This is a genomic window from Streptomyces sp. BK208 (assembly GCF_004364245.1).
Lineage (GTDB): Bacteria > Actinomycetota > Actinomycetes > Streptomycetales > Streptomycetaceae > Streptomyces.
Genome location: NZ_SOAV01000001.1, coordinates 122,698 through 147,791, shown reverse-complemented (window position 1 = coordinate 147,791; position 25,094 = coordinate 122,698). Strand labels below are relative to the sequence as shown.

The window sequence follows — 25,094 nt, the reverse complement described above, 5'->3', positions numbered from 1 at the left end:
CTACCGCGCCTCCTGCTCGCTGTCCGGGACCCGTGCGGCCGGCATCGACGGCCGCTCCGTCCTGGTCCGCACCGTTCCGTTGTGCCGCCTGGGCCGTTCGTCGAGGGCGCGCGGGGCGACGCGCGGCCCGTCCCACAGGGTGCCGTCGGTCCGGTCGCGCGGATCGGGGTCGATCAGCACCACCCCGAGCACCGTGATGCGCTGGTCCGCGAGCTGCCGCGCCACCGTGTGCAGCCACGCGGCGCTGCCGTGCCCGGCCCGCACGACGAGCACCGTCCGGGTGCCGAGGTACTGCAGGTCCGTCCACGCGGTGCCGGGGGCGACCGAGCCGACGCCGAGCCGGCGCCCCGGGTGCGGCTCGGCCGCGGCGCGTTCACCGCTGAGCACGGCCGGCCCCGGGGAGCCGCGGCGGGCGTCCGCGAGCGGCGTGCCGGGCAGAGCGTCGACGACGGCCACGGGCCCGTCCGCCTCCAGCGCCCCGGCGACGTCCAGGGCGATGGCGCCGGTCGCCCGCGCGCAGCCCAGTTCCAGCAGCGACACGGGTTCCGCGGAGCCGCGCACGATGCGGGCCAGGGTGGTGGTGAGCCGTTCACGTGCCGCCCGGGTGCGCCGGCGCCGCCACCGTCCGGCCGAGCGGCGGGGAACGCGGCGCAGCTCCGCGAGGACCGAGGCGCCCAGGTTCGCCGCGATGTCCCGGCGCAGCACGGGACGGTCCGCGACCACCGCGCCGACCGAGGCCAGCACGAGCCCGAGGACCAGCCCGAGCACGAGTCCGATCGCACCGTCGGTGCCCACGGTCCGGGGCAGCGAGTGCCGGACCGCGTGCGGGGCGTCCACGATCTGGGTGCCGGCGACGACCGCGGGCGTGCCGGTGCGCGCCTCCGCCGCGCGCTGGTCGAACTCGGCGATCCGCGAGTCGAGTTCGGCCCGGCGCGCGTAGAGGGACTCGATGCCCGCCGACGCCTTCGGGTCCTCCCCGGGTGAGCGGTCCCCGATCGCCGCGTTGACCTCGGTGAGTTCCTTGCGCATCCGGTCGCGCTGACCGAGCAGGGCGTCCGCCTCGGCCTCGGCGGACTTCCGCATGCGCCGTACGTGGTCCGCGACGAACGCGTCGGCCAGTGCCCTGGCCCGGGCCACCGCCTCCGCGTCGCTGTCGCCCGTCACATCGATCTGCATCAGGTTGTTGGTCAGTCCGGTGCCCCGGTAGTCCTGCATGAAGTCTTCCGGGTTCTCCCGGGAGCCGAGGGTGCGCAGGGCCTGTTCGGCGATCCGGGTGGTGGCCAGCAGCTCCACGTCGGTGCGGATCAGCGTTCCGGTGTCGTTGGGCTGGTCCTCCTTGTGCGCGACCAGCACCTTGGTCACCGCGGCGGGCCGCGGCGGCAGCAGGACCGCCACGCCGGCGCCGGCCAGCAGACCGAGCAGGGCCAGGGCGCCCCACAGACGGCGCCGCCTGCGTACCGCCACCACCAGGGAGTGCAGGTCCAGCAGGGGAGCGGAGGCCGACGACCGGTCGGCCGTACTCGTCGTCATGCGGAGCCTCCCGTCGCGTGGTCGGGCACCGGGGCCGCCGCGACGACGGGTTCCACGGGCCGGCGGACCGGCTCCGCCGGACGGGCCCGGACGGCTTCGGCGATCACGACGCCGACGACCTCGTGCCCGCCGTCCGCACACGCCTCGGCGACACCGGCGAGTTCCTCGGCGGTCCGCGCGCCCGCGCTGAGCACCACCAGGACACCAGACTCGGTGCCGCGGTCCGGCACCATCGGCCGGGGCACCGACACCTCCACCAGCCGCAGCAGCGGGTCGCCCGCGGCCTCGTCGGCGAGCTGCCCGGCGGCCCGGCGGGCGACCTCGTCGTCGTCCGGTACGACGACCAGCAGCCGTCGGAGGGCCGGCGCACGCTCCCGCAGGCGGGCACACACCCGCCGGTACCTGAGCCGCCGGCCGGCCTCGTCGCCGGACGCCGACGGCACCGGCAGGTCCCACCGGGTGTCGACGCCCAGCAGCCGACGCAAACGCGCCCGCGCACCACGGGCCTTCGGCCGGCCCGCGCGCCGCTCGGCGGGTACGTCGACGGTCCCCAGCAGCGCCGCCCCCAGCGCGGCGACGATCTCCGGTTCGAGGCGCAGCCGCCGGTTCACCCGTGCGGCGGCGAGATGGCCGACGACCGCCAGCACGAAGAACAGCAGCGCCCCGCCGCCGACCAGCTGCGTCCGCGTCGGCGGAGCCTCGCCGGTCGGACGGGGGGACGGCCCCATGACGACCATGCTGCCCCTGCCGTGCGCCTGGTCGGTCTCCTCCAGCTTCTCCATGGCGTCCTGCAGCGCGGTGCGCAGCTTCTCCAGCTCCGTGCGGGCCTGCACGCTCTCCACGGTCTGCCCCGGGTCGGCGGCCTCGGCCAGGTCGGTGATGCGCTCGTTGGTGCGCTTCACCTGCCGGCGCAGCGCCTCCGGTCCCGTCGCCCCGTCGGGATCGGTGGTGCCGTTCGCGATGCGCGCCGCGTACGTCACGAACTGCTGGGCCACTTCGTCGGAGAGCCGCTGCGCACGCTCCGGGGTGTCGGCGGTCCCGGAGATCTTGATGATGTTGCCGTCCGCCATCTCGGCGCTCACCCGGTCGCGCAGCTCGCTGTCGCTGACGCCGCTCCAGCCCAGGGTGTCACCCGCCCGGTCGACCACCGACGAACTGGTCGCGATCTCCACCTGGGTGAGCAGCTCGCGCTGCTCCCACTGCCCCGGCAGCAGGACCGAGGCGGACGCCGTGTAGCGCGGCGGGAACAGCGACGAGACGCCGTAGCCGGCGAGCGCGCCCACCACGACGAGGACGGCGAGCAGCCGCCACCGTCGACGGAGAATCCGCCCGACCGTGACCAGGCGTATCGTGTCATCGCTCAACTGCGCGGCCTTCTCCTTGCCTTGTCCGCCGTGCCCGTCGGTCCCGGTACGCGACCGCGGCAGGCGGCGTCGTACGCGGCGAGCAGCGACGCCTGCGAGTTCCGCCAGGAGAGCTGACCGTTGATCCGTTCCTCGCCGATCTTGCCCATCCGGGCCCGCCGGTCCGGGTCGTCCAGCAACTGCGCGACCAGCCGGGCGAACGCGGTCTCGTCGTTGGCGGGCGCGTAGACGGCGGCGTCACCGGCGGAGACCCGCGCCTCCCGCAGGTCGAAGGAGACGATCGGCCGGCCCATCGCCATGTACTCCAGGACCTTGTTCATGGTCGACACGTCGTTGAGCGGATTGCGCGGGTCGGGGGAGAGGCACACGTCCGCCGTGGAGAGGTAGCGCACCAGGTCGGCGTCCGGGATGCGTCCGGTGAACTGCACCCGGTCGGCCAGTCCGAGCGACCGGGACAGCTCCACCATCGCCTCGAACGCGTCACCCGAGCCGACGAACACCGCGTGCCAGTCGGTCCGTCCGAGCTCGTCCCGCAGCCTTGCGAGGGCCCGCAACGCGTAGTCGACACCGTCCTGAGGGCCCATGACGCCGAGGTAGCAGAGCAGATGGGGCTTGCCGCGCTTCAGCCCCGGCTCGGGCGGCACCGGCTGGAACCGGTCGGTCGCCGGGGCGCTGCGCACCACGAAGACGTCCTCCGGGCGGCGGCCGCCACGGCGTACCGCGACGTCCTTGTAGCTCTCGTTCGTGGCGAGCACGATGTCCGCCGCCCGGTACGTCATCCGTTCCAGGGCGCACACCGCGCGGTACAGCAGGTCCTTGCCGCGGCCGAACCGGGAGAGGTACAGCTCAGGTATCAGGTCGTGCTGGTCGAAGACGAACCGCGAGCCGCGCCGCTTGAGCCACAGAGCCGGCAGGAACAGCAGGTCGGGCGGGTTGCAGGCGTGGACCACGTGCACCGGGCCGACCTTGCGGGCCAGCCGGGCCGTGTGCCAGAGCGCCGCCCCGTACTCGCGCAGGTAGCCGGCCGGACCCCCGGTGGCCGCGCGCAACGGGTAGCGGTGGATGCGGACACCGTCGATCTCCGTCTCCGCCTCCGTGTCCCGCGTGGTCCCGCGGGGACAGACGACGTGGACCTCCCAGCCCGCGTCGCGCAGCGTCGTGCACTCCTGCCACACCCGCCGGTCGAAGGGCACCGACAGGTTCTCCACCAGGATCAGCGCGCGCCGTCCCGGCCGGTCGCCGGCGCCGCCGAGCGGCGCGCCACCGGACGTCGTGTCACCAGGCAAGGCCCACATACCCCGGTTCGGCCCGGCGCGCGTCGGCGTCGGGAAGGTGGACGAGATCGATCAGCAACGGGCCGCCGCCACGGGGCAGCGCCGCCAGCACGGCCGGGTCCCTGGTCCCCACCAGGCACACCTCGGCGTGGTCCAGGACCTCGTCGACGGAGTCCGCGAGCAGTTGCGCGAGGTGCGGCAGCCGGTTCTCGACGTACTCGCGGTTGGCGCCGAGCAGCCGGGACAGGCTCACGTTGGCGTCGTGGATCTTCAGGTCGTACCCCTTGCCGAAGAGCCGCTCCGCCAGCTCGACGAGCGGGCTCTCGCGCAGGTCGTCGGTGCCGGGTTTGAAGGACAGGCCGAACAGCCCCACCCGGCGCTTGCCCGCGCGCTCCACCAGCTCCACCGCGCGCTCCAGGTGCGCGGTGTTGGAGGGCAGCACATGGGACAGGATGGGCACGGAGACGTCGGCCCGCCGCGCCGCGTGGACCAGGCTGCGCAGGTCCTTGGGGAGGCAGGAGCCGCCGAAGGCGAAGCCGGGGCGCAGGTACGCGGGGCTGATGTTCAGCTTGCGGTCGGCCAGGAACACGTCCATCACCTGGTGCGAGTCCACCCCGAGCGCCTGGCACACCGCGCCCAGCTCGTTGGCGAAGCCGATCTTCAGGCCGTGGAAGGCGTTGTCCGCGTACTTGATCGCCTCGGCGGTGGCGACCGGCACCCGGAACACCTCGCCGGGCAGGCTGTCGTACAGCGCCAGCACCGCGTCGCCGCTCGCCGGGTCGAGTTCGCCGACGACGGTCTTCGGCGGGTCGAAGAAGTCGCGCACACTCGTGCCCTCGCGCAGGAACTCCGGGTTGACCGCGACCCCGAAGTCCACCCCCGCCGTGCCGCCGACGTACTTCTCCAGGATCGGCACCAGCAGGTCGGTGCAGGTGCCCGGCAGCATGGTGCTGCGGAACACCACGGTGTGCCGCCCGCCGCGCTCCGCCAGCGCGGTGCCGATCTCCTCGGTGACCCGCTCCAAGTACGTCGTGCACAGGCTGCCGTTGGGCTCCGACGGAGTGCCCACGCAGACCAGGGATATCTCGCTCTCCCTGATCGCTTCACGGACGTCGGTGGTGGCGCGCAGCGCCCCGGTGCCCACGACCTCGGCGATCAGCTCGCCGATGCGCTCCTCGACCACCGGCGCCCTGCCGTCGTTGACCAGGGCGACCTTCACCTGGTTCACGTCCACCCCGACGACCTCGTGCCCCATACCGGCCAGGCACGCGGCCGACACGCAGCCCACGTAGCCCAGGCCGAAAACACTGACTCTCATGACCCGTTCCTCCCCCCAGGCAGACCCCGACGGCCTGCGATCCGCGCGCCGGTCCGGCGACCGCCGCGCATCAGTACGCCCCCTGCCCGTGCACCACCGCACGCAGCGTCTTCCACAAGATCACCGTGTCCAGGGCCAGTGACCAGTCCTCCACGTACCGCAGGTCCAGGCGGACCGCCTCCTCCCACGGCAGGTCGCTGCGTCCGCTGATCTGCCACAGGCCGGTGAGGCCGGGCTTGACCAGCAGCCGCCTTCGGATGTCCGGGCCGTACGCGGCGGACTCCTCCGGCAGCGGCGGCCGCGGACCGACCAGCGACATCGACCCGGTGAGGACGTTGAGGAGCTGCGGCAGTTCGTCGACCGAGTACCGGCGCAGCACCGCACCCACCCGCGTCACCCGCGGATCCCGGCGGAGCTTGAACAGCAGGCCCGCGCCCTCGTTGCGATCGGCCAGCGCGGCGCGCGCCCGGTCGGCGCCGGCGACCATGGTGCGGAACTTCAGGATGGTGAACTCGCGGCCGTCCTTGCCGACCCTGCGCTGGCGGTAGAACGCGCCGCCCCGGCTGTCCAGCACGACCAGCAGCGCGACGGACACCATCAGGGGCGCGAACAACGTCAGCAGGATCGCCGCGCCCAGCCGGTCGACCACCGCCTTGACCGCCCGGCGGCCCCCGGTGAAGGTCGGCATGCTGACCCGCAGCAGGGGTATGCCGAGCACCGCGTCGACGTGCAGCCGGGGACCGGCCACCTCCATCAGCACGGGGGCCACGACCATCTCGGCGTCGCTGCCCTCCAGGTTCCAGGCGAGCCGCTGCAGCCGGTCCGGCGACCAGTGCGGGTCCGGGGTGACCGCGACGACGCGGTAGCCGTCCCGGCGGACGTGGTCGGCGACGTCCGCCAGCGGGCCGACGACCGGCACACCCTCCAACTGGTCACCGTCGTCGAGCTCGCTGCCGTCCGTCGTGCACACCGCGTCCACGCGCCAGCCGAGGTGCGGGAAGCGCCGGGTCCGGGCTATCAGGTCGCGCACGGTGGCCGGGCTGCCGGCGGCGAGCACCGGTCTCAGGCACCGTCCTTCCTTGCGCTGCCGGTGCAGCCACAGCCGCAGCAGATACCGCGCGACCATGGTGACGACCGCGATCGCGGGGACCGCGACGAAGATCCACAATTTGATGTTGCGTGAGGTGAGAGCGATTCCACCGAGCGCCAGGAAGACGGTCGCCATGAACAGCGAGCGCCCGAGCCGACGGAATTCCTCGGCGCCCTGGCCGAGCACGGCCGGGGACCACGAACGGCTGACCGCGAGCGCGCCCAGCACGAGCAGCTCGGTGCCGAAAGCGAGAATTCCCCATTTCTCGTGCCAGTTGGCCGCGTCACGGACTCCGAAGAAATTGCCTATGCCCGCCACCACGAAGGCAGTGGTCACGGTGTCGCTGGTGATCACGGTACGGCGGTACCGCTGCTCCCAGTCGATCGCGGGCCGGCTGAGCGCCCCGTCCGCCACCTGCCCGCGCGCAGACGGAAACGCGCTGACCAATCCCCCTTGCCGCACAGAACCCCCCAGGTTCCCAGTGGTTCGACGTGTTCGCCTAGCACTGTTCCTCCCCCTCGGGAGGCCCCCGCCTCCCGCGCCGCGCTGTTCCTCCCCACGGGCGGCCCCCGCCTGCCCGCGCACGACGTCCCGGCTCGATCACGCAAATGTGAACGACTCACAGTGACAGCAGCAGACCCCCCTGCCCCCGAACTGAAGATCATTACCCCCGGTCGCTTCATGCCTGAACAGCTGAAGCACGGTCAATCTAGACCATGGGGGCCACCGTGTAGAGAGGATGTGTGCAATTCATGGTCAAGCTTTGTGAGTTGATCAACGAGCCGGTGAAACCCCAAGGATGTGTTTGCGCCACTTCGCTTTCCTGAGTAACGCGTCGGGCGTTGATTTTCCGCGTTCCATGCGCACACGCACCGATGGATCAAGCCATCGACGGCCGGAATTTCGGTGCGCGAACTCGCCGGATCCGTACGAATGTGCGGCCGTCAGTCGTCGCCGAGCGTGCCCAGCAGGCGCAGTCCGTCCTCCGTGGGGCTTCCGGGCGCGGCCGACAGCACCAGCAGTTCCATGCCCGACTCGTCCGGCAGCGCGAAGTTCTCCTGGTGCAGCTCCAGCAGCCCGACCAGCGGGTGCCGGTACGCCTTGCGCCCGTGGGTGCGGGCCCGCACGTCCGCGCGTGCCCAGAGGCGGCGGAAGCGCTCGCTGCCCATGGCCAGTTCGCCGATGAGCGAGGCCAGGCGAGGGTCGTCGGGGTACTTCCCGGCCGCCAGGCGCAGGTGCCCGACCGCGTCGAGGGTGCAGGTCTCCCAGTCGGCGTACAGGCCGCGCTCGGTCTCCTCCAGGAAGATGTGCCGGGCGGTGTTGAGCCCCTTCGTCGGCCGGCCGTAGAGGAGCCCGGCGAGGCGGTTGCCGGCGAGCACGTCCAGGCGATGGTCCATGATCAGGGCGGGCGCGTCGGGGACCAGGTCCAGCACGCGCAGCAGCTCCGGGCGCAGGCGTCCGCCGGGTGACTTCACCCGGCGGCGGCGCTGGCGCGCGAGCCGCTCCAGGTGTCCGCGTTCGGTCTCGTCGAGGCCGAGGACCCGGGCCAGGGCGTCGAGGACCTGTTCGGAGGGCTGGGTGGCGCGGCCCTGCTCCAGGCGCACGTAGTAGTCGACGCTCACGCCGGACAGGTGCGCGACCTCCTCGCGGCGCAGTCCCTGGACGCGGCGTCGGCTGTCGGTGGGGACACCGACCGAGGAGGGGGCGACCCGGGAGCGCCGGGTGCGCAGAAAGCCCGCGAGATCGTCCATGGCTCCCAGTATGGCTCCGGCGGCTCGCACGAGGGTGGTCCTGCCGGTACCAGGAAGTCCCGTCCGACGGAAGCGGCGCCCCTGAACAACGCGGCCGCGAGGGCCGAGCATCCGTGGTGACCGATCTCGTCGAAGGGAACAGCCATGAAGACGCTCATCGTGCACGCGCACCCCGAGCCGCACTCGCTGAACGGCTCGCTGAAGGACATCGCGGTGTCCACCCTCGAAGCCGCCGGTCACGAGGTGCGGGTGAGCGACCTGTACGCGATGGACTGGAAGGCCGCGGTGGACGCGGCGGACTACGGGGAGCACGCCACACACCCGCTGCGGGTGGTGCCGAGCTCCGGCCGGGCGCACGAGGCCGGCGCCCTCACCCCGGACGTGGCGGCCGAACAGGAGAAACTGCTGTGGGCGGACACCGTCGTCCTCCAGTTCCCGCTGTGGTGGTACTCGATGCCGGCGATCCTCAAGGGCTGGGTGGACCGCGTCTTCACCCACCGTTTCGCGTACGGCGTCGGCGTGCACGACGAGACCCGGTACGGCGAGCGTTACGGCGAGGGAACGCTGCGGGGCCGGCGGGCGATCCTGTCGGTGACCGTCGGGGGACCGGAGGCCCACTACACCGACCGCGGAGTCAACGGCCCCATCGAGGACCTGCTGTTCCCGATCCACCACGGCATCCTCTACTACCCCGGCCTGGAGGTGCTGCCGCCGTTCGTGCTGTACGGCGCCGACAGGATCACCGGCAGTGCCTTCGCGGACGCCGCGAAGGCATGGAAGGAGCGGCTGCTGTCGCTGGAGACGACCGAGCCGATCGCCTTCCGGCCTCAGAACGGCGGTGACTACGAGATCCCGTCCCTGCGGCTCAGGGAGGGTCTGGAGGCGCCGGGCAGCAGGGGTTTCGGCCTGCACGTGCGGGGCTAGGAGGTGCTGGCCGGTGCCGGACGGCGGGCGCCGGCCGGGGGACGGATCAGCCCGCGAGCAGGTGGTCCCGGCCGAACATCGACGCCGCGGCCCGCGCGCTCGGCGTACCGGCGTCCAGGTCGGCGCCTGCCGCGCGCAGCACCGCCACCACGTCGTCGGCCCCCTTGAACAGGGCGCCGGCGATGGGCGACTGGTCCCGGTCGTTGCGGAGGTCGGGGTCGGCGCCGTGCCGGATCAGGCTCCGCACGGTGTCGGCGTGACCGTGGTACGCGGCGAGCATGAGCAGGGTGTTGCCCGCCGGGTCGCGTACGTCCACCGGCAGTCCGTGCGTCACGAACTCCACCAGCTGCCCGGTGTCGCCCTCCCGGGCCAGGTCCATCGCGATGGCCACGACGCGCTCCGTCTGCTCGGGAGTCAGCCCGCCGCTGCTGTGCATGTCCATGAAGTCTCCGCGGCATCGCGCCCGCGCCGGCGCGGACACCACGGGGGGTGTCCACGCCGGCGCGGTGCGGCCTGCCGTACGTCTTTTCCGACCGGACGGTCAGAGGTTGCCGGTGGCCAGGGCCTCGATCGCCTTGCGGACGCCCTCGCCGTAGGCCGGGTCGGCCTTGGTGCAGTTGGCGATGTGCCGCGCGACGGTCTGCTCGGAGGCGCCGTCGATCGCGCGGGCCGTGTTCTCGAAGAGGACCTGCTGCTGCTCCGGGCTCATCTGGCGGAACAGGTTGCCGGGCTGCTCGTAGTAGTTGTCGTCGTCCTCGCGGTAGTTGAACCGGTCGGCGACGGCACCCACGGCCAGGGCCGGCTCGCGGTAGGCGGGCTGCTCCTGCCAGCGGCCGTAGGAGTTGGGCTCGATGCCCGGGGTGGCGCCCTGGTTGCCGTCGACGCGCATGCCGCCGTCGCGGTGGTAGGAGTTCACCGGGTTCTTCGGCGCGTTGACGGGAATCTGGTGGTGGTTGACGCCGAGGCGGTAGCGCTGGGCGTCGCCGTAGGAGAACAGCCGGCCCTGCAGCATCCGGTCGGGGGAGAAGCTGATGCCGGGGACCACGTTGGCCGGGCTGAAGGCGGCCTGCTCGACGTCCGCGAAGTAGTTGTCGGGGTTGCGGTTGAGCTCCCACTCGCCGACCTCGATCAGCGGGTAGTCCTTCTTCGACCAGACCTTGGTGAGGTCGAAGGGGTGGAAGCGGTAGTTCTCCGCGTCGGCCTCCGGCATGACCTGGATGAACAGCTTCCACTTCGGGAAGTCGCCGTTCTCGATCGAGTCGAAGAGGTCGCGCTGGTGGGACTCGCGGTCCTTGCCGACGAGGGCCTCGGCCTCGGCGTCGGTGAGGTTCTTGATGCCCTGCTGCGTGCGGTGGTGGAACTTCACCCAGAACCGCTCGCCCTCGGCGTTGATAAGGCTGTAGGTGTGCGAGCCGAAGCCGTGCATGTGCCGGTAGGTGGCCGGGATGCCGCGGTCCGACATGACGATCGTGACCTGGTGCAGGGCCTCGGGGAGGTTGGTCCAGAAGTCCCAGTTGTTCTCGGCGTTTCGCAGGTTGGTGCGCGGGTCGCGCTTCACCGCGTGGTTGAGGTCCGGGAACTTCAGCGGGTCGCGGAAGAAGAACACTGGGGTGTTGTTGCCGACCAGGTCCCAGTTCCCCTCCTCCGTGTAGAACTTCACGGCGAAACCGCGGATGTCGCGCTCCGCGTCGGCGGCGCCGCGCTCACCGGCGACCGTGGAGAACCGGGTGAAGAGCGGGGTCTTCTTGCCGATCTCGGAGAAGATCTTCGCGCTGGTGTACCGCGTGATGTCGTGGGTCACCGTGAAGGTGCCGAAGGCGCCCGAGCCCTTGGCGTGCATCCGGCGCTCCGGAATGACCTCGCGGTCGAAGTGGGCGAGCTTCTCCAGGAACCACACGTCCTGCAGCAGCATCGGGCCGCGCGGACCGGACGTCAGGCTGTTCTGGTTGTCGGGAACCGGCGCGCCGGCAACCGTGGTCAGCGGCTTCTGGTTGTTCTCAGGCAAGGCTTGCTCCTCGGAATGGTTCTTCGCATGCGTTAACGAGGCCCGACGGTCCCGGCCGTCCGGCAGTCCGGGGCGAGCAGCCCCGCGCGTCGATGGGCACCACCCTACATTGGACGGAATCTAAGGCAAGGTGCCATCCAGAGCGATATCGACTCTTGAATTGGCGGCCATCCCTGCTAGGGTGCGGCGCATGAGTGATCTCCTGGTGAGGCTTCGCGAACGCGGCTGGCGCCTTACGGCGCAGCGGCGCGTGGTCGCCGAGGTCCTCGACGGGGACCACATCCACCTGACCGCCGACGAGGTGCACGCCCGCGCCGCCGAGCGACTGCCCGAGATCTCCCGGGCGACGGTGTACAACACCCTGCGTGAACTGGTGCAGCGCGGCGAGGTCCTCGAGGTGTCCACGGACGGCCGCGCCAAGCGCTACGACCCGAACGCGCACCGTCCCCACCATCACCTGCTCTGCGCCCGCTGCGGCGCGATGCGCGACGTGCGGCCGACGGGCGACCCGCTCGCCGACCTCCCGCCCTCCCAGGCCTTCGGTTTCACGGTCTCCGAGGTCGAGGTGACGTATCGGGGCATTTGCCCCGACTGCGCCGCCTGACCTCGCGACACCCGCACCCGCCGCGTGGCGGCGTGCCTCGCGGTGCCCCGCGGGCGAGCATGGGGTGACCGATTCCTCCCTCCGCACCGAGGCGATGCGATGCCCGAACGCGCCCCTCACGTCCACGCCGACGGCACCGCGCCGAAGGGAATCCTGCGGCGCCGGCCGGAGCGCTGGCTGTTCACCGGGATCTACGGCCTGGTGCTCGCCAGTGCCCTGGTGGCCGCCCTCGATGTTCCGGGGGAGGAGGCGGACCCCGGGCAGGACGCGCTGTGGGTCCTGCTCACGGCGCTGACCTCGGCCGCCGCCCACGGGTACGCGCACGTCATCGCCCAGCGCGCGGCCGGCGACGGGAAGGCCGGACCGGGCAGACTGCGGGCGGTGCTCGCCGAATGGCCCCTGGTCGCCGCCGTACTGCCGACCGTGGCGATGCTGCTGGCGGCCTTGGCCGGATGGTGGTCGGAGGACACGGCTGCCGACACCGCCCTGCTGCTCAACACCGTCTGCCTCTTCGGACTCGGCGTCCTCGCGGCCCGCGCCGCCGGGCTCAGCCGGCTCTCCGCCTGCCGCGCGGGGGCGATGGACATGCTGATCGGTCTCGTCATCATCGTCGCGGACGCGCTGATCGAGTAGCGGCCGGTCAGCGCCGCCACGGGCGGGGGCCACCCTGGACGGCCACGAGTCGGACCGCCGCGTGTTCTCCCGCACCCGGAACGAGACGGTGCCGCGTGACCTCCTCCGAGCGGAACCCGTCCCGTCAGGCTCCGTTCGGGACGGGGGAGGCGGCGCGGCAGCGAGTGGCCGGCCCGCTTTTCGGTGCCGTTCGGGTCGTCGAAAGGCAGGCCGGCCCGGCGCGGTGTGCGTGCTCCGGTGCCCCGGATTCAGTCACGCGGGCGGCCTCTTGAAGGACCGGCGTCGACCCGGAGAGGGCGGTCACCCTGCGTGCTGCGGCTGCCGCTCGCCGTGTCCGGCCGCGGCGGGCGGCCGGAAGCAGGCCACGATGGCCTTGCCGTAGGGGCACGGGCGCGCCTCCCAGCTGTCCGCCAGGGCGTCGACGAGGAACATGCCCCGCCCACCGAGGTTCTCGGTGCTGGGCTGCCGGGGCGTGGGCAGACGGGAAGAGTTGTCGTGGACGGCGACGTGCAGGCAGCGGGTGTCCCACGTCATGACCAGTTGTGCGCTGCTGTGGGCGTGGACGTGGGCGTTGGTCACCAACTCCGAGACGGTCAGCAGAACCGCGTCCACCGTCTGCGGGGCGCTGGCGGTCCAGCCGAGCGTCTGCAGACGCTCCCGGGACCAGTCCCGTGCCGTCTTCACGTCGCTGCTCAACGGCAGCGACCGGGCCCAGCCCACCGCCCTGACCGATGCCTTGTCCACTGTGAAGATCCTTCCCTGGCCTGGCCTCGTCGAGGCTCGTCTACCCCCTGGGGCCGGGTTGACGCGGTGACGGGGCCGCCGAGGGGCCGAGGTCCGCTCACCCGCCGCCGGGCATCCGCCCCGGCGCGGGCATCGCGCGGTGGTTCACTGCTCCTCTTCACCGGTGCGCCGGGGCACGGTGACGGCCAGGAGCGCCGTGTCGTCGTCCACGCCGGTTCCGAGGGCGTCGAGCAGACCGCTCAGGGCCTCGACGGTCGCGGACGCGGTGGTGGGGGCCAGCGCCCGGGCGAAGTCCAGCAGGGCCTCGTCGCCGTAGCGTCCGCCGGACTGGTCGGTGTGGGCCTCGGTGAGTCCGTCGGTGTAGAGGAGCAGGGTGTCACCGGGGGAGAGGTGGACCGGGACGGAGACGATGTCGGCGTCCGGCAGGACCCCGATGAGCTGTCCGCCCGGCGTGGGCAGGTAGTCGGCGCTTCCGTCGGCGCGCATCACCAGCGCGGGCGGGTGTCCTCCGCCGGCCAGGGTGATGCGGAAGCCGCCCCGGCCGTCCGCGGTGAGCAGACCGAAGACAACCGTGCAGAACCGGGGGTCGTCGCCGTTGTACTCGTGGTTGAGCACGGTGTTCAGGTTACCGAGGACGGCGGCCGGGTCGGGGTCGTAGACGGCGGCCGCCCGCAGCGTGTACCGGGCCAGTGAGGTGATCGCCGCCGCGGCGGCTCCCTTGCCGCACACGTCACCCAGGAACATGCCCCATTTGCCGTGGGAGAGGGGGAAGAGATCGTAGAAGTCGCCTCCGACGTCGTCAGGAGAGGCGATGTGGTAGTGCGCCGCCACCTCCAGCCCGGGCACGTCGTCCAGGACGGGAGGCAGCAGGGTCCGCTGCAGCGTGGTGGCCAGACGCTGGATCCGTTCGCGTTCTCGCTCGGCCTCCTGCCGGGCCCGCAGCAGTTCGGTCTCGTAGGCCCGGCGGTCGCGGGCGTCGGAGAGGGTGATGCGGATCAGCAGCGGCTGCCCGTCGCCGCCGGTCTTCACGGTGGAGGTGGCCAGCACGGGCAGCCGGCTGCCGTCCGCCGCCCTCAGTTCCAGCGCTACGCCGCTGAGCTCCCCCTGCATGCGCAGCAGCGGCGCGACATGCGTCTCGTAGTAGACCTTGCCCCCGACGGTGAGCAGGTCGGCGAACCGCTTGTGCCCGACCACGTCCTCACGCCGGTAGCCGAGCCAGTCCAGCAACCGCCGGTTGATCTTGGCGATGTCCCCGTCCAGCAGGGTGGACAGATACCCGCACGGTGCGTTCTCGTACAGGTCCTCGGTGCTCTCCTCCAGCAGGGCCGCAAGGGGCACCCGAGCCTCGCCGGGAGCGCCGGGAGCCGTGGAGGTGCCGGGTTCGGCGGTCGCGGGCGCACCGGGCTCGTCGCCGTCGCCGGGCCGGCACGTCACCGGTTTCTCCGCGAGGCGGGGGAGGCGGCCCGTGCCGGCATGTCCGACCCGTCTGCCGGGCCGGACATGGGCACGTGGTTCATGCTCCGCACGTCCATACGACCATCCTCGCACCTGAGCGGGGGTCGGCCCTTCGGACGCGGCACCCGCCGGTGTCAGTCGGCGAGCGCCTCTTCGAGCGTGTCGCGGCAGTCGATGAAGGCGTCGACGCCCACGAGGCCGAGGGTTCGCTTCACGGCGTTGCGGGCGGCGGCCACCCGCAGCCAGCCGCCCGCCTCCATGAGGGCGGTGTGGGCGGCGATGAGGATGTTTATGCCACTGGAGTCCATGAAGGTGACCTGGTGCATGTCGGCCACGACACGCAGGCCCGGGACGCCGGTCCCGTCGAGGCCCCGGCGCAGCGTGTCACCGGTGTGGTGGTCGATCTCCCCGGCCAGGGTCACCACGCGGACGCCGTCGCGGTCCGTGACGACGGCCGACAGCTGCTCGGCGTGTTCGGTGCCTGTTGTCTCTGCGTCAGCCATGACGGTGATCCTGGCACACTCGCTGGCATATGCGCAGGGGAGCCCTCACTCCGGCCGGCGCTCACGTGTGGCGCACACAACAGGAGGTCCTGGTGTGCCGTGCGGATACGGGGGTACGTGCACGTCCGTGCAAGGGGGGAACGAATGGCGGTCGTAATGGAATCAGAGCCGGTGGGGCAGGACGGCGCGGCGTCGGGCGGCCGGGGCATGCGGGCCGGTGCGGCACTGGACGGTGACGGCGGCTGCATCGCGCGGGCCCGCCACCTGGCCGGTACGTTCCTGACCCGGGCGCAGAGCGAGCACGGTGTGCTCGTGTCGCAGCGTGCCATGGACCTGACCCAGCTCGTCGTCAGCGAACTGGTCACCAACGCGCGCAAGTACGCCCCGGGCCCCGCCCTGATGGATCTGCGGCTGGACGAGGGCACGGTGGAGGTCGCGGTGTGGGACTCCGACCCGGTGCTGCCGATCGCCCGAGCCGCGGACGCCGGCCGGGTCGGGCAGCACGGCCTGGAGATCGTGATGGCTGTCGCCCAGGGCTTCGAAGCGCGTCGCGAGCCGGTCGGCAAGCGGATCACCGTGCGTCTCGCCCTGGGCGACGACCCCCGTGACGTCGCCGCGGTACGTCCTGCGGCGTCCCGGTGACCTGGCACCCCTGACGCTCACCGCCGCGGACGTGCCGCGCGGCCGGCCCGGTGCCGAGGTGGCGGGGCCGGAGCAGTAGGGCCCCTTCGGGCCGGCGTCCGGCTTCACCGGCCCCGCGGGCTACCGGCTCACCGTCCGCGGCGGCTCACGCGGCCCGGGATCCCGCACGGTCAGCGGTCCTGGGACAGCGCCAGGAGTTCGGCGAAGGTCCCGCCGGCGTGGACCAGTTCGTCGTATCTGCCCTGCTCGGTGATCCGGCCGTGCTCCATGACGACGATGTGATCGGCGATCTTCGTGTTCTCCAGACGGTGGGTGACCACGATCGTGATGCGCTCGGCGGCGACGGCCTTGATCCGCTCGAAGATCTGGTGCTCGCCGCGCGGATCCATCTGGGACGTCGGCTCGTCGAGGATCAGCAGCCCCGGGCGCCGGTACAGGGCGCGTGCGCACGCCACCCGCTGCCACTGGCCGCCGGAGAGCTCGGTGCCCCCGAAGACGTCGCGGGACAGCAGGGTGTCCAGGCCCGCGGGGAGCCTGTCGACGGCTTCGCGCAGGCCGACCGCGTCGACGGCCTCCCACACCGGGGTGTCGTCGTGGGTGCGGGGCTGGCCGAGGGTGACGTTCTCGCGGACCGGCATCGGCCACTGGGCGAAGATCTGCGGCACCAGGCCGACGTGGGCCCACACGGAGGCCGGGTCCACCTCGGCGAGGTCCGCGCCGTTCCAGGTGACCCTGCCCTTGTCCGGCAGGTAGATGCCGGTCAGCAGGCGGGTCAGCGTGGACTTGCCCGAGCCGTTCGCCCCGACGACGGCGAGGATCTGGCCCCGCTCCAGGGTCAGACTGACGCCGCCGACGGCCGGCTCCTCCTTGCCGGGGTACCGGTAGGAGACCTCTTCGAGCCGGATCTGCTCGGTGGGCCCGTGGTGCCTGCCGGGCCCGCGACGCGGTGCACGGGCCGCCGCGTCGTCGAGGAAGGCCTGCATGTCGCTCAGGTAGAGGCTGGTGTGGAAGACCGCGGCGCCGTTGACGACGACCTGGGAGAGTGCGGCGAGCGTGGTCTGCACGGCGATGACGGCCGTGGCCGCGACGGCCGGCGCGACCCGGCCCGAGACGGCGAGCCAGGCGAGGACTCCCCAGGTCGCGACCAGGAAGACGCCACCGGCCGCCGCGGACAGCACCGCGATCCGCAGGGTGCGGGGCGCGGCCGCCAGGGTCCGCCGGTCGCACCGGTCGGACAGGGACCGGTACCAGTGGACGAGGTAGTCGGTCATCGAGTTGGCGCGGACCTCGTCGCCGTACTTCGACGTCGTCGCCCACCAGCGCATCATGCCGCGTACGTTGCGGTCGGCGATGTTGGCGTAGTGGACCTCGTAGTCGACGCGGGCGGTCAGGACCGCACCGGCGCCGGCCGGCAGGACGGCGAGCAGGAGCAGCGGCAGCATCAACGGGTTGAGCACCGACAGCACGCCGCCGGCCGTGACCATCCGGATCACGGCGGACAGGAACCGCTGGGCGTCGGTGACCATCACCTGGGTGCGGATCACGCCCATCTCGGCGGCCTCGTGCCGGTCCGCGAAGCCCTCCTGCGCGTACGCGGACGCTTCCACCCGGCACACGGCCTCGACCAGGGCGCTGTCGGCCTCCGTCGTCAGCCGCGGAGTGATCCGCCGCTCGGCATAGGTGGCCAGCGCCGCCGCGCAGCGGCCGAACGCGGCGGCGATCGCGACGACCACCAGCGCCGGGAAGGCTCCGTGCAGCCGGTCACCGGCGGAGCCGCCGCCGAGGACGGGCTCCATGGCGCGAGCGGTGGCGGTCAGCAGCACGGCGGCCGACACGCCGGTGACCACCTGGCAGCCGAGCAGCAGTCGCACGGCCTGCCGGTCGGTCCGCCGGCACAGACGGACGATCCGGCCGAGGACGGCCGGGATCTGTGCGCACATCCGCCGGAAGGAGACCTCGGCGAGAGGATTGACCGAGTACCGCCCGCGGTAGGTGATCTCGGCCGGCTGCGGCGGTGGCGGTGGCGGTGGAGGGGCTGCGGCGGACTGCGGTCCGTTGGCTGCGGTCGAGGTCAAAGTGTCCCCCTTGGCGGTCGTCGTCGAGCAGGATCGTCCTGCTCAACGACCGCACCGGGATATCGAACACATGTGTTTCGGTCGCCGCCGGAACCCCCGGAAACCGCGCGTGGCGGTGCGTGCCAGGTGCACGGACCCAGGCCCGGCAACGGGTGCGAGGTGCACGGAGGTTGGCCGAAACGCCGACGACGCGGCCCCGGCCCGGAACAGCGGCTCGCAGGCCGGTCCGGGCCTCCCCCTCCCGTGTGTCCGGGGTCCTCAGTCCTCGACCCAGCCGTGGCCCTCGCCCGACTTCACGAGCGCGCCGCGGATGGTCAGGATCTGTTCCGCCGTCAGCTGCGGGCCGGCGGTCAGCAGCAGCTCCGTCACCTCACGCCGGTACTCCTCGGGGCTCAGCACGTCGCACATCGGCTGGCCGTCCTCGTCGGACTCCGCGGGCCGGAGCCCGGCGGACCGGGAGCGGCGCTGAGTCTGCCGCTCGCCCTCGGCCAGCCGGATGCCCGACGCCTTGAGCCCCCGGTCACCACTCTCCACCTCGAACTCGACGACCAGGCCCGAGCGCACGCTCTCCTCGGGAATGAGCAGGTCGTTCACGTGCAGGAAGATGTCCTCGCCGCCGTCGTCCGGCGCGATGAACCCATAGCCCCGCGTACTGTCGAAGCGAACCACACGACCCGCGACCATACGGACCCCCAACCTCTGCGAACACACGGCCCGAGGCCCTTCCCCGGAACCACGGGCCATGCTAACCACCGGCCCGCGCAGCAGCCGGAAGCCGCCCCTGCCCGGCGGCACCGGTCCGGCGGTGCGGCGGGCGCCGCCCGGTGCCGCCGACCGCAGGTCCCTGCCGGTCACCATGAGGCCCCGCGTGGGCGGCGGGCCGGGGAGCATGTCGATTGGACTTTAGGCAGTGGTGGGACGGGGCCCGGCATCGTGAGGCCGGCCCCTGGGCCAGGGGCAGGAAGGCGAGGAGCAACGCCCAGACGACCGCACCGCCGAGCGTCGCGCCCGCGAGCACGTCGTGCGGGTAGTGCACCCCCACCAGCACCCGCAGGGCGTCAGACCCGATCGAGGGGGCGGTGCGGCTCACTGGGGAGCTCCGCCGTGATCGTGTCACCGGGGCGCACCGTGCCACCGTGCTTCACGATGCTCATGATGCCGGCCTTGCGCACGATGTTCCCGGCCTCGTCACGGCCCACCACCCGCTTCAGGAGCCCGTCCTGGAAGTTGTCGATCTGCAGACAGGGATTGCGCAGGCCGGTCACCTCCAGCACGGCCTCGTCACCGACGCGCAGCAGTGTGCCGACGGGCAGCCCCAGCAGATCGATGCCGCGGGTGGTGATGTTCTCGCCCAGGTCACCGGGCGCCACCTCGAACCCCTCCGCGCCGACCTCGGCGAAGAGCTCTTCGTGGATGAGGTGGACCTGGCGCAGGTTCGGCTGGGTGGGGTCCTGCGCGATCCGCGAGCGGTGCTTGACCGTCACACCGGCGTGCACGTCCCCCTCGACACCGAGCCCGGCGAGCAGCCTGATGCTGTCCCGGTTCGGCTTGGTGAACGAGTACGTGCCGTTGCTGCTGACCGCCGTAACCATGCTGTTCATCCTGCAACCCCTCCCCGAAGACACTGATCGACAACGACCCTAACCCGTGCGCCCCGAGTCGGGACGAGGGTGCCGGGCAAGCCGAAGGGCTTCCGCCCGGTCCTCGGCGTCCACCTCGGTCGGTCTCCCGCCGTCGTAGGCGAGCAGGTCGTACTCGTCGTCCAGCCGCGCGAGCGGCTCGGCCGGCGGGAACTCGTGCCCGAGGCGCTGGTGCACCCTGAAGGCCGGCTCGCGCGGCGTCGGCTCGCCGTCCGGCATCAGGGTGGCGAGCGCACGTACCGCACCCTCCCGACCGGCAGCACTCGCCGCGGGATGGAGGGCGAGGCCCAGTTCGTCGAGGGCCGGGGGAAGCGGGTCGGGTACGTCGTAGTCCGCCTCCGCGCGCGTGCACGCGGCCGGGATCCGCAGCGCGGGGCTGTCGAGCCCGGCTACGAGTGCGTCGCAGGCGCCGTTCGCCGTCCTCGCGCGAGAGGGTCTGCGGACGGCCGGAGCCGGGCGGGTCGGGTGCGGCCTGTCGGCTGCCTCGTCCGTACACACGGCGTGCCGGTTGTGCGGGAGCGCGTCGCCCGCGCAGCCGGCGTCGCGCGCCGGACCCGTGCCTCGGTCCGGCGCCCGTGCCACGGCCGTCACCGACCGGGTGGTTTCGACCGGGCCCTCCCCTTCCCCCGGCGTGTGGCTCGGACACTGGAGGGAGCGGCACGGTCCGCCGGTGAGGCGGGGCCGCGGGGCATGGGGAGGGGGAGCACATGACCGACAGCACCATTCTGATCGCGGTGCCGGAGCAGGCACGCGGTGAGGGCGTGGGCGCGGGGCAGCTGCGCAGGATCCGGGACGGGATCGAGGCGGGCGGGTGCGCTGTGCGCTGGGTGTCCGACGCCGGTGACGCGGACGCCGTGCTGCGTACCGAGGCGGGGGTGGCGGCCGCGCTGGTGGCCTGGGACCTGCCGGCCGGCGGCCGCGCTGACGCCGAGTCCGGCGGCGCCGCCGTCCTGCGTCACATCGGCCGCCGCTTCCACCGTCTGCCGGTGTTCCTCGTCATGGCGGACGAGGGCGTGCGGGACCTGCCGCTGTGGGTGTCGGAATCGGTCGTCGGATACGTCTGGCCCCTGGAGGACACCCCGTCCTTCATCGCCGGGCGGGTCACCGCCGCCGCCCGCGCCTACCAGGAGGCCGTCCTCCCACCGTTCTTCCGCGCGTTGCGACGCTTCGACGACGCGCACGCCTACTCCTGGCACACACCCGCGCACGCCGGGGGAGTCGCCTTCCTGAAATCGCCCGTGGGGCGGGCCTTCCACGACTACTTCGGTGAGCGGCTGCTGCGCAGCGACCTCTCCATCTCGGTCGAGGCGCTCGGCTCCCTCTTCGAGCACACGGGCCCCATCGGCGAGGCCGAGCGCAACGCCGCCCGGGTCTTCGGCGCGGACCTCACCTACTTCGTCCTCCAGGGCGACTCCACGTGCAATCGCGTGGTGGGGCACTTCAGCGTCGCCCGGGACGAGATCGCCCTGGTGGACCGCAACTGCCACAAGTCCGTGCTGCACGGGCTGGTCGTCTCCGGGGCTCGCCCCGTCTACCTGGTGCCCACCCGCAACGGCTACGGCCTCGCCGGGCCGCTGCCCCCGGCGGAGATCGACGCCGCCTCGGTCACCGCCCGGATCAGCTCCAACCCACTGGCCCGCGAGGCGTCGTCCGAGGGCGCGGAGTACGCCGTCTTCACCAACTCGACGTACGACGGCCTGTGTTACGACGCCTTGGCAACGGCACGGGCCTTCGCCGCCAGCACGCCGCGGCTGCACTTCGACGAGGCGTGGTTCGCCTACGCGCGCTTCCACCCGCTGTACGCCGGCCGGTACGGCATGTCCGTCGGCCCGGCCGGTTTCCCCGGGCCCGAGCGTCCCACCGTCTTCGCCACGCAGTCCACCCACAAGCTGCTGGCCGCGCTGTCCCAGAGCGCCATGGTGCACGTGCGGCCCGCACCGCGGGCGCCGGTGGAGCATCACCGGTTCAACGAGGCGTTGATGATGCACGGCACCACCTCCCCGCTGTATCCGATGATCGCGTCGCTGGACGTGGCGGCCGCCATGATGGACGGCCCGCAGGGCGAGTGCCTGGTGGACGAGGCGGTGACCGAGGCCGTCCGGTTCCGGCAGGAGATGGTGCGGGTGCGGCGACGTATCGAGGCCGCCGGGGACCGGCCGCCGTGGTTCTTCGGCGTGTGGCAGCCGGATGCGGTGACGGACCCGGCGAACGGCGATCGGCTGCCCTTCGAGGAGGCCCCGGCGGACCTGCTGCGCACCGAGCCGTCCTGCTGGCACCTGGAACCCGGGGCGGCCTGGCACGGCTTCCCGGGGCTGACGCGGGGCTACTGCATGCTCGATCCGGTCAAGGTCACCCTGACCTGCCCGGGAGTCGACGCCACGGGCGACATGGCCGACTGGGGCATCCCGGCCCGAGTGCTCACCGCCTATCTCGCCACCCGGGACATCGTGGTGGAGAAGACGGACAGCTACACCACGCTCGTCCTGTTCTCCATGGGCATCACCAAGGGGAAGTGGGGCACCCTGCTGGACGCGCTGATGGACTTCAAGGCCCTGTACGACGCCGACGCGCCGCTCGACCGTGTGCTGCCCGGCCTGACCGCCGGGCACCCGGGACGTTACGCGGGACGGGGCCTGCGCGAGCTGTGCCAGGAGATGCACGGGCAGCTGCGCTCCGTACGCCTGGTCGAGCTGCTCGACCGGGCCTTCCAGGAGCTGCCGGCGCCCGTGGTCCCGCCGCAGCACTGCTACCAGCGCCTGCTGCGCGGCGGTACCGAGCGGGTGCCGCTGGGGCAGGCGTCCGGCCGGGTGGCGGCGGCCATGGTGACCGTCACCCCGCCGGGCATCCCGGTGCTGATGCCGGGCGAGGCGGTGGGCGATCCCGACGGCCCCCTGCTGCGCTACATGAGCGCACTGGAGTCCTTCGACCGCCGCTTCCCCGGCTTCCACAGCGAGACCCACGGAGTGGAGCGGGACCCCGACAGCGGCGACTACCGGATCGAGTGCCTGCGCCTTGCCTGACCTATCGAAAAGCGATAGATTCCCATCGTAGTTCGATCGAAGGAGTGGCGATGGGAAAACTGACCGTGCTCGCCCTGCGCGCTGTGCTCGCGGCACTGCTCGCCGGCTCGGTGTTCGTGCAGACGGTGATGGCCGTCCTGCTGGCCGCCGACATCGAGGGCAGTGCCCTCTCCGGCCGGCTCGTCCCGATCCTCGTGGTCGTGGTCCTCGGCGTGGTGGCGGCCCAGGTCGTCCTGGTCTGCGTGTGGCGGTTGGTGACGATGGTGCGACGCGGCACCGTCTTCTCCCTCGCCGCCTTCCGCTACGTGCACTGGGTGATCGGAGCTTTCCTGGCCGCTTCCCTGCTGGTGTTCGCGCTCGGCGTCGTCCTGGCGCCGGGCGAGGCCGTCGCCCCGGGTGTCGTGCTCCTGCTGTGCGGGGCGGCGCTGGCCGTCTTCGGCGTCGCGCTCGTCGTCCTGGTGATGCGCATGCTGCTCGCCCAGGCCGTCGCGCGGGACATCGAGGCGTCGCGGTTGCGGGCCGAGCTGGCCGAGGTGATCTGATGCCGATCGTCGTGGACATCGACGTGATGCTGGCCAGGCGCAAGATGTCCGTGGGGGAGCTGGCGGACCGGGTCGGCATCACCCCCGCCAACCTGGCCGTGCTCAAGAACGGCCGCGCCAAGGCGGTGCGGTTCACCACGCTCGCGGCCCTGTGCGAGGTGCTGGACTGCCAGCCGGGTGACCTGCTGCGCTGGGAGGCCGCCGCGCCGGCCGAGGACGTCCCGTCGGGGGCGGCGTCCGCCACCGGCCCGGGCTCCTAGCCCCGCGCCGCCCGGACTCACGCCCCGGCGACGCCGGACACCGACCGCTTCGCCGTCGTCCCAAACAGGCGCTCGGTGCATTCGCCCGGCACCCGGAGGCGTCACAGGGACTCTTCGCGCTCCCACAAGCCGTTGGGCGGCCCGCGCGCGCGGACATCATCCCCTCAGCACCGCAGAGAAGGGGGCTTGTGATGGCCAGTGAGTTTCAGCGGAGCAAGCTGCAGGACATGTTCGACGCCTTCGACGTGAACGGCGACGGCTACCTGGAAGAGGAGGACTTCGAGGCCCTCGCCACGCGATGGGGCCGCCTGCCGCGCGTGAGGACGGACGCGGAGCTGGCGACGCGGGTGGAGAGCGTGCTGCTGGGGTGGTGGCAGCAACTGGCGGAGACCGTCGATTCGGACCACGACGGCAGGATCGACATGGACGACCTCCTCGCCATGGTCGACCGGCTGCCCTCCATGCGGGGTGCGGTCGCCGCCACCGCCGACACGGTCTTCGACGCGGTGGACGAGAACGGCGACGGCCGCATCTCCCGGAGCGAGCACCAGCAGCTGATCGACCTGTGGCACGGACGGGAGACCACGACGGAGGACGTGTTCGACCGGCTCGACCAGGACGCCGACGGGCATCTCGGCCGGTCCGAATTCGCCGCACTGTGGATCCAGTTCTGGACCAGCGACGACCCGGCCGAGCCGGGCAACTACATGTGCGGCCCCGTGGCGGGCCGTTCACCCCGCTGAGACCCGAGAACGCGCAGCGCTCCCCGCCCGTCGCGTCGCCGTACCGCATGCCTCTGTTCGGGTGGGATCGACTGGGCACGGCGCGTTGTCGCCTCTCCGGGTGAACCCGTGACGGAGCATGCCACGCATGCTGTCCGGTCTCCTGGCCAGATTGGTCGACCTCCTGCTCGGACGCCAGGGCAGGTCGCTGCACCTGAAGGCTTCGTGCGCCGCCGCGGCCCTCCTGGTGATCGTGGTCCTCGTGGGTTCGTACTTCGCCGTCCTCGCCGAGCGCGGCGCACCGGGGGCGCAGCTGACCACCTATCCGCGGGCCCTGTGGTGGTCCGTGGAGACCGCGACGACCGTCGGCTACGGCGACCTCTATCCCGTGACCCTGTGGGGACGCATCGTGGCCGTGGTGGTGATGGTCGCCGGGATCACGTCCTTCGGTCTGGTCACCGCAGCCCTGGCCACCTGGTTCGTCGGGAGGGAACAGGAACGCCGGGGTCACTTCGTGCGCCACACCGAGAAGGCGGCCGAAGAGGTGTACACGCAGGCGACCCGAGCGCTGCACGAGCGTTTCGACCGGCTGGAGCGACGGCTCGACGACCACCGCGGCGGCCAACCCCGGTGACGGCCCGCACGGGGAGAACGGCGGGCACGCGGGCCGTGACCCCGGTGCTGCCAGCCTCATCGATCGTCGGGGGGCCGTCACCGCCTCGCACGCACTGACCACGGCCGGGCTCCCCGACGGGAACCTCCCCTGCGTCTTCGACCGCTCCTACCGCGCCCGCGCCCCCCCGGTCCCCGCCCGGATCCGGCCGGGCCTTGCCGCGGCCCGCCAGATCGCTCGTGCCCGCGACGCCGACCTCACCGCCGGGCACGCCCCCGGCCCGGGGGCCGTCTTCCGCCTGAGGATCCCGCTCCGTAGCACCCCTCGTGACGCCCGTCCCTTCGAGGGCGAGTTGACCCTCCCCCTACGTCAGGCTTGAGACTCG

The 25,094-nt window shown here is 72.3% G+C and carries 24 protein-coding genes and 1 pseudogene; 10 read left to right on the top strand and 15 right to left on the bottom strand.

Translation table 11 applies throughout. The features are described 5' to 3' along the window. The 6 genes from EV562_RS00730 to EV562_RS00705 form a co-directional block, all read right to left on the bottom strand. Positions 1–1,530 (bottom strand): Wzz/FepE/Etk N-terminal domain-containing protein, encoded by a 1,530-nt coding sequence (locus EV562_RS00730; RefSeq protein WP_133884649.1) that lies wholly within the window; start codon positions 1,528–1,530, stop codon positions 1–3. Then, entirely contained in the window at positions 1,527–2,894 is a 1,368-nt protein-coding gene (locus tag EV562_RS00725) for a Wzz/FepE/Etk N-terminal domain-containing protein (protein WP_133884648.1), read from the bottom strand. The genes EV562_RS00730 and EV562_RS00725 overlap by 4 nt, the downstream gene beginning before the upstream one ends. Continuing rightward, complete coding sequence (locus EV562_RS00720; protein WP_208298261.1) at positions 2,891–4,189, bottom strand: glycosyltransferase family 4 protein; 1,299 nt, start codon at positions 4,187–4,189, stop codon at positions 2,891–2,893. The genes EV562_RS00725 and EV562_RS00720 overlap by 4 nt, the downstream gene beginning before the upstream one ends. Continuing rightward, a complete protein-coding gene (locus EV562_RS00715) occupies positions 4,170–5,486 on the bottom strand; it encodes a nucleotide sugar dehydrogenase (protein ID WP_133884647.1) in 1,317 nt (438 codons plus the stop codon). Before EV562_RS00715 ends, EV562_RS00720 begins: the two co-directional genes overlap by 20 nt. A gap of 70 nt (positions 5,487–5,556) precedes the next feature. After that, positions 5,557–7,023 (bottom strand): sugar transferase, encoded by a 1,467-nt coding sequence (locus EV562_RS00710; RefSeq protein WP_347877061.1) that lies wholly within the window; start codon positions 7,021–7,023, stop codon positions 5,557–5,559. Positions 7,024–7,520: 497 nt separating this feature from the next. Then, positions 7,521–8,327 (bottom strand): helix-turn-helix transcriptional regulator, encoded by an 807-nt coding sequence (locus EV562_RS00705; RefSeq protein ID WP_133884645.1) that lies wholly within the window; start codon positions 8,325–8,327, stop codon positions 7,521–7,523. 144 nt (positions 8,328–8,471) lie between these two features. Between EV562_RS00705 and EV562_RS00700 the strand changes: the two genes are divergently transcribed. Beyond that, entirely contained in the window at positions 8,472–9,251 is a 780-nt protein-coding gene (locus EV562_RS00700; RefSeq protein ID WP_133884644.1) for an NAD(P)H-dependent oxidoreductase, read from the top strand. Between the two features lie 46 nt (positions 9,252–9,297). Here EV562_RS00700 and EV562_RS00695 read toward each other — a convergent pair whose 3' ends face one another. Both EV562_RS00695 and EV562_RS00690 read right to left on the bottom strand, forming a co-directional pair. Continuing rightward, positions 9,298–9,693 carry an ankyrin repeat domain-containing protein gene (locus EV562_RS00695; protein WP_133884643.1) on the bottom strand — a complete coding sequence of 132 codons (396 nt, stop codon included), beginning with the start codon at positions 9,691–9,693 and terminating at the stop codon, positions 9,298–9,300. 99 nt (positions 9,694–9,792) lie between these two features. Continuing rightward, positions 9,793–11,256: a catalase gene (locus EV562_RS00690; protein ID WP_133884642.1), complete on the bottom strand. Its 1,464-nt coding sequence runs from the start codon at positions 11,254–11,256 to the stop codon at positions 9,793–9,795. A gap of 190 nt (positions 11,257–11,446) precedes the next feature. On the opposite strand from EV562_RS00690, the gene EV562_RS00685 reads away from it, so the two are divergent. Then, positions 11,447–11,860: a Fur family transcriptional regulator gene (locus EV562_RS00685; protein ID WP_133884641.1), complete on the top strand. Its 414-nt coding sequence runs from the start codon at positions 11,447–11,449 to the stop codon at positions 11,858–11,860. A 99-nt stretch (positions 11,861–11,959) separates the two neighbouring features. Continuing rightward, positions 11,960–12,493 carry a hypothetical protein gene (locus EV562_RS00680; RefSeq protein ID WP_133884640.1) on the top strand — a complete coding sequence of 178 codons (534 nt, stop codon included), beginning with the start codon at positions 11,960–11,962 and terminating at the stop codon, positions 12,491–12,493. Between the two features lie 300 nt (positions 12,494–12,793). On the opposite strand, the gene EV562_RS00675 is transcribed toward EV562_RS00680, so the two are convergent. The 3 genes from EV562_RS00675 to EV562_RS00665 all read right to left on the bottom strand — a co-directional run bounded on the left by EV562_RS00675 (position 12,794) and on the right by EV562_RS00665 (position 15,195). After that, positions 12,794–13,237 carry an ATP-binding protein gene (locus tag EV562_RS00675; protein ID WP_133884639.1) on the bottom strand — a complete coding sequence of 148 codons (444 nt, stop codon included), beginning with the start codon at positions 13,235–13,237 and terminating at the stop codon, positions 12,794–12,796. Positions 13,238–13,381: 144 nt separating this feature from the next. Beyond that, entirely contained in the window at positions 13,382–14,575 is a 1,194-nt protein-coding gene (locus tag EV562_RS00670) for a SpoIIE family protein phosphatase (protein WP_133885332.1), read from the bottom strand. A gap of 251 nt (positions 14,576–14,826) precedes the next feature. Beyond that, positions 14,827–15,195, bottom strand: coding sequence for an STAS domain-containing protein (locus tag EV562_RS00665; RefSeq protein WP_133884638.1), 369 nt, complete (start codon positions 15,193–15,195; stop codon positions 14,827–14,829). A 207-nt stretch (positions 15,196–15,402) separates the two neighbouring features. On the opposite strand from EV562_RS00665, the gene EV562_RS00660 reads away from it, so the two are divergent. Then, positions 15,403–15,837: an ATP-binding protein gene (locus EV562_RS00660; protein ID WP_243859963.1), complete on the top strand. Its 435-nt coding sequence runs from the start codon at positions 15,403–15,405 to the stop codon at positions 15,835–15,837. A 170-nt stretch (positions 15,838–16,007) separates the two neighbouring features. Here the strand turns inward: EV562_RS00660 and EV562_RS00655 are convergent, their stop codons facing one another. The 4 genes from EV562_RS00655 to EV562_RS35405 form a co-directional block, all read right to left on the bottom strand. Continuing rightward, the gene (locus EV562_RS00655; RefSeq protein WP_166661508.1) at positions 16,008–17,912 is read right to left on the bottom strand and encodes an ATP-binding cassette domain-containing protein; all 1,905 of its coding nucleotides are present in this window, start codon (positions 17,910–17,912) and stop codon (positions 16,008–16,010) included. Positions 17,913–18,170: 258 nt separating this feature from the next. Then, on the bottom strand, positions 18,171–18,596 hold the full coding sequence (locus EV562_RS00650) for a cold shock domain-containing protein (protein WP_166661507.1): 426 nt from the start codon (positions 18,594–18,596) through the stop codon (positions 18,171–18,173). A gap of 374 nt (positions 18,597–18,970) precedes the next feature. After that, positions 18,971–19,513 carry an MOSC domain-containing protein gene (locus EV562_RS00640; protein ID WP_133884636.1) on the bottom strand — a complete coding sequence of 181 codons (543 nt, stop codon included), beginning with the start codon at positions 19,511–19,513 and terminating at the stop codon, positions 18,971–18,973. A 39-nt stretch (positions 19,514–19,552) separates the two neighbouring features. After that, on the bottom strand, positions 19,553–20,134 hold the full coding sequence (locus EV562_RS35405; protein ID WP_243859939.1) for a hypothetical protein: 582 nt from the start codon (positions 20,132–20,134) through the stop codon (positions 19,553–19,555). Positions 20,135–20,259: 125 nt separating this feature from the next. Between EV562_RS35405 and EV562_RS00630 the strand changes: the two genes are divergently transcribed. From EV562_RS00630 to EV562_RS35400, 6 genes and pseudogenes are all read left to right on the top strand, one after another. Next, the gene (locus EV562_RS00630; protein WP_133884635.1) at positions 20,260–22,572 is read left to right on the top strand and encodes an Orn/Lys/Arg decarboxylase N-terminal domain-containing protein; all 2,313 of its coding nucleotides are present in this window, start codon (positions 20,260–20,262) and stop codon (positions 22,570–22,572) included. A 50-nt stretch (positions 22,573–22,622) separates the two neighbouring features. Next, positions 22,623–23,114, top strand: coding sequence for a DUF2975 domain-containing protein (locus EV562_RS00625; protein WP_133884634.1), 492 nt, complete (start codon positions 22,623–22,625; stop codon positions 23,112–23,114). Continuing rightward, positions 23,114–23,374 (top strand): helix-turn-helix transcriptional regulator, encoded by a 261-nt coding sequence (locus tag EV562_RS00620; RefSeq protein ID WP_133884633.1) that lies wholly within the window; start codon positions 23,114–23,116, stop codon positions 23,372–23,374. The genes EV562_RS00625 and EV562_RS00620 overlap by 1 nt, the downstream gene beginning before the upstream one ends. Before the next feature lie 191 nt (positions 23,375–23,565). Then, positions 23,566–24,117 carry an EF-hand domain-containing protein gene (locus tag EV562_RS00615; RefSeq protein WP_133884632.1) on the top strand — a complete coding sequence of 184 codons (552 nt, stop codon included), beginning with the start codon at positions 23,566–23,568 and terminating at the stop codon, positions 24,115–24,117. A 118-nt stretch (positions 24,118–24,235) separates the two neighbouring features. Beyond that, positions 24,236–24,730 (top strand): potassium channel family protein, encoded by a 495-nt coding sequence (locus EV562_RS00610; RefSeq protein WP_133884631.1) that lies wholly within the window; start codon positions 24,236–24,238, stop codon positions 24,728–24,730. Positions 24,731–24,851: 121 nt separating this feature from the next. Beyond that, a pseudogene (locus EV562_RS35400) lies at positions 24,852–25,088 on the top strand (hypothetical protein); the annotation flags it as partial. Between the last annotated feature and the right edge of the window lie 6 nt (positions 25,089–25,094).

What these genes read in the sequence shown, in the direction of transcription:
- EV562_RS00685 (WP_133884641.1), top strand. Translation starts at nt 11,447, where the DNA reads ATGAGTGATCTCCTGGTGAGGCTTCGCGAACGCGGCTGGCGCCTTACG.
- EV562_RS00620 (WP_133884633.1), top strand. Translation starts at nt 23,114, where the DNA reads ATGCCGATCGTCGTGGACATCGACGTGATGCTGGCCAGGCGCAAGATG.
- EV562_RS00640 (WP_133884636.1), bottom strand. Translation starts at nt 19,513, where the DNA reads ATGAACAGCATGGTTACGGCGGTCAGCAGCAACGGCACGTACTCGTTC.
- EV562_RS00700 (WP_133884644.1), top strand. Translation starts at nt 8,472, where the DNA reads ATGAAGACGCTCATCGTGCACGCGCACCCCGAGCCGCACTCGCTGAAC.
- EV562_RS00695 (WP_133884643.1), bottom strand. Translation starts at nt 9,693, where the DNA reads ATGGACATGCACAGCAGCGGCGGGCTGACTCCCGAGCAGACGGAGCGC.
- EV562_RS00705 (WP_133884645.1), bottom strand. Translation starts at nt 8,327, where the DNA reads ATGGACGATCTCGCGGGCTTTCTGCGCACCCGGCGCTCCCGGGTCGCC.
- EV562_RS00715 (WP_133884647.1), bottom strand. Translation starts at nt 5,486, where the DNA reads ATGAGAGTCAGTGTTTTCGGCCTGGGCTACGTGGGCTGCGTGTCGGCC.
- EV562_RS00610 (WP_133884631.1), top strand. Translation starts at nt 24,236, where the DNA reads ATGCCACGCATGCTGTCCGGTCTCCTGGCCAGATTGGTCGACCTCCTG.
- EV562_RS00665 (WP_133884638.1), bottom strand. Translation starts at nt 15,195, where the DNA reads ATGGCTGACGCAGAGACAACAGGCACCGAACACGCCGAGCAGCTGTCG.
- EV562_RS00630 (WP_133884635.1), top strand. Translation starts at nt 20,260, where the DNA reads ATGACCGACAGCACCATTCTGATCGCGGTGCCGGAGCAGGCACGCGGT.
- EV562_RS00720 (WP_208298261.1), bottom strand. Translation starts at nt 4,189, where the DNA reads ATGTGGGCCTTGCCTGGTGACACGACGTCCGGTGGCGCGCCGCTCGGC.
- EV562_RS00680 (WP_133884640.1), top strand. Translation starts at nt 11,960, where the DNA reads ATGCCCGAACGCGCCCCTCACGTCCACGCCGACGGCACCGCGCCGAAG.
- EV562_RS00660 (WP_243859963.1), top strand. Translation starts at nt 15,403, where the DNA reads ATGCGGGCCGGTGCGGCACTGGACGGTGACGGCGGCTGCATCGCGCGG.
- EV562_RS00615 (WP_133884632.1), top strand. Translation starts at nt 23,566, where the DNA reads ATGGCCAGTGAGTTTCAGCGGAGCAAGCTGCAGGACATGTTCGACGCC.
- EV562_RS00650 (WP_166661507.1), bottom strand. Translation starts at nt 18,596, where the DNA reads ATGGTCGCGGGTCGTGTGGTTCGCTTCGACAGTACGCGGGGCTATGGG.
- EV562_RS00730 (WP_133884649.1), bottom strand. Translation starts at nt 1,530, where the DNA reads ATGACGACGAGTACGGCCGACCGGTCGTCGGCCTCCGCTCCCCTGCTG.
- EV562_RS00625 (WP_133884634.1), top strand. Translation starts at nt 22,623, where the DNA reads ATGGGAAAACTGACCGTGCTCGCCCTGCGCGCTGTGCTCGCGGCACTG.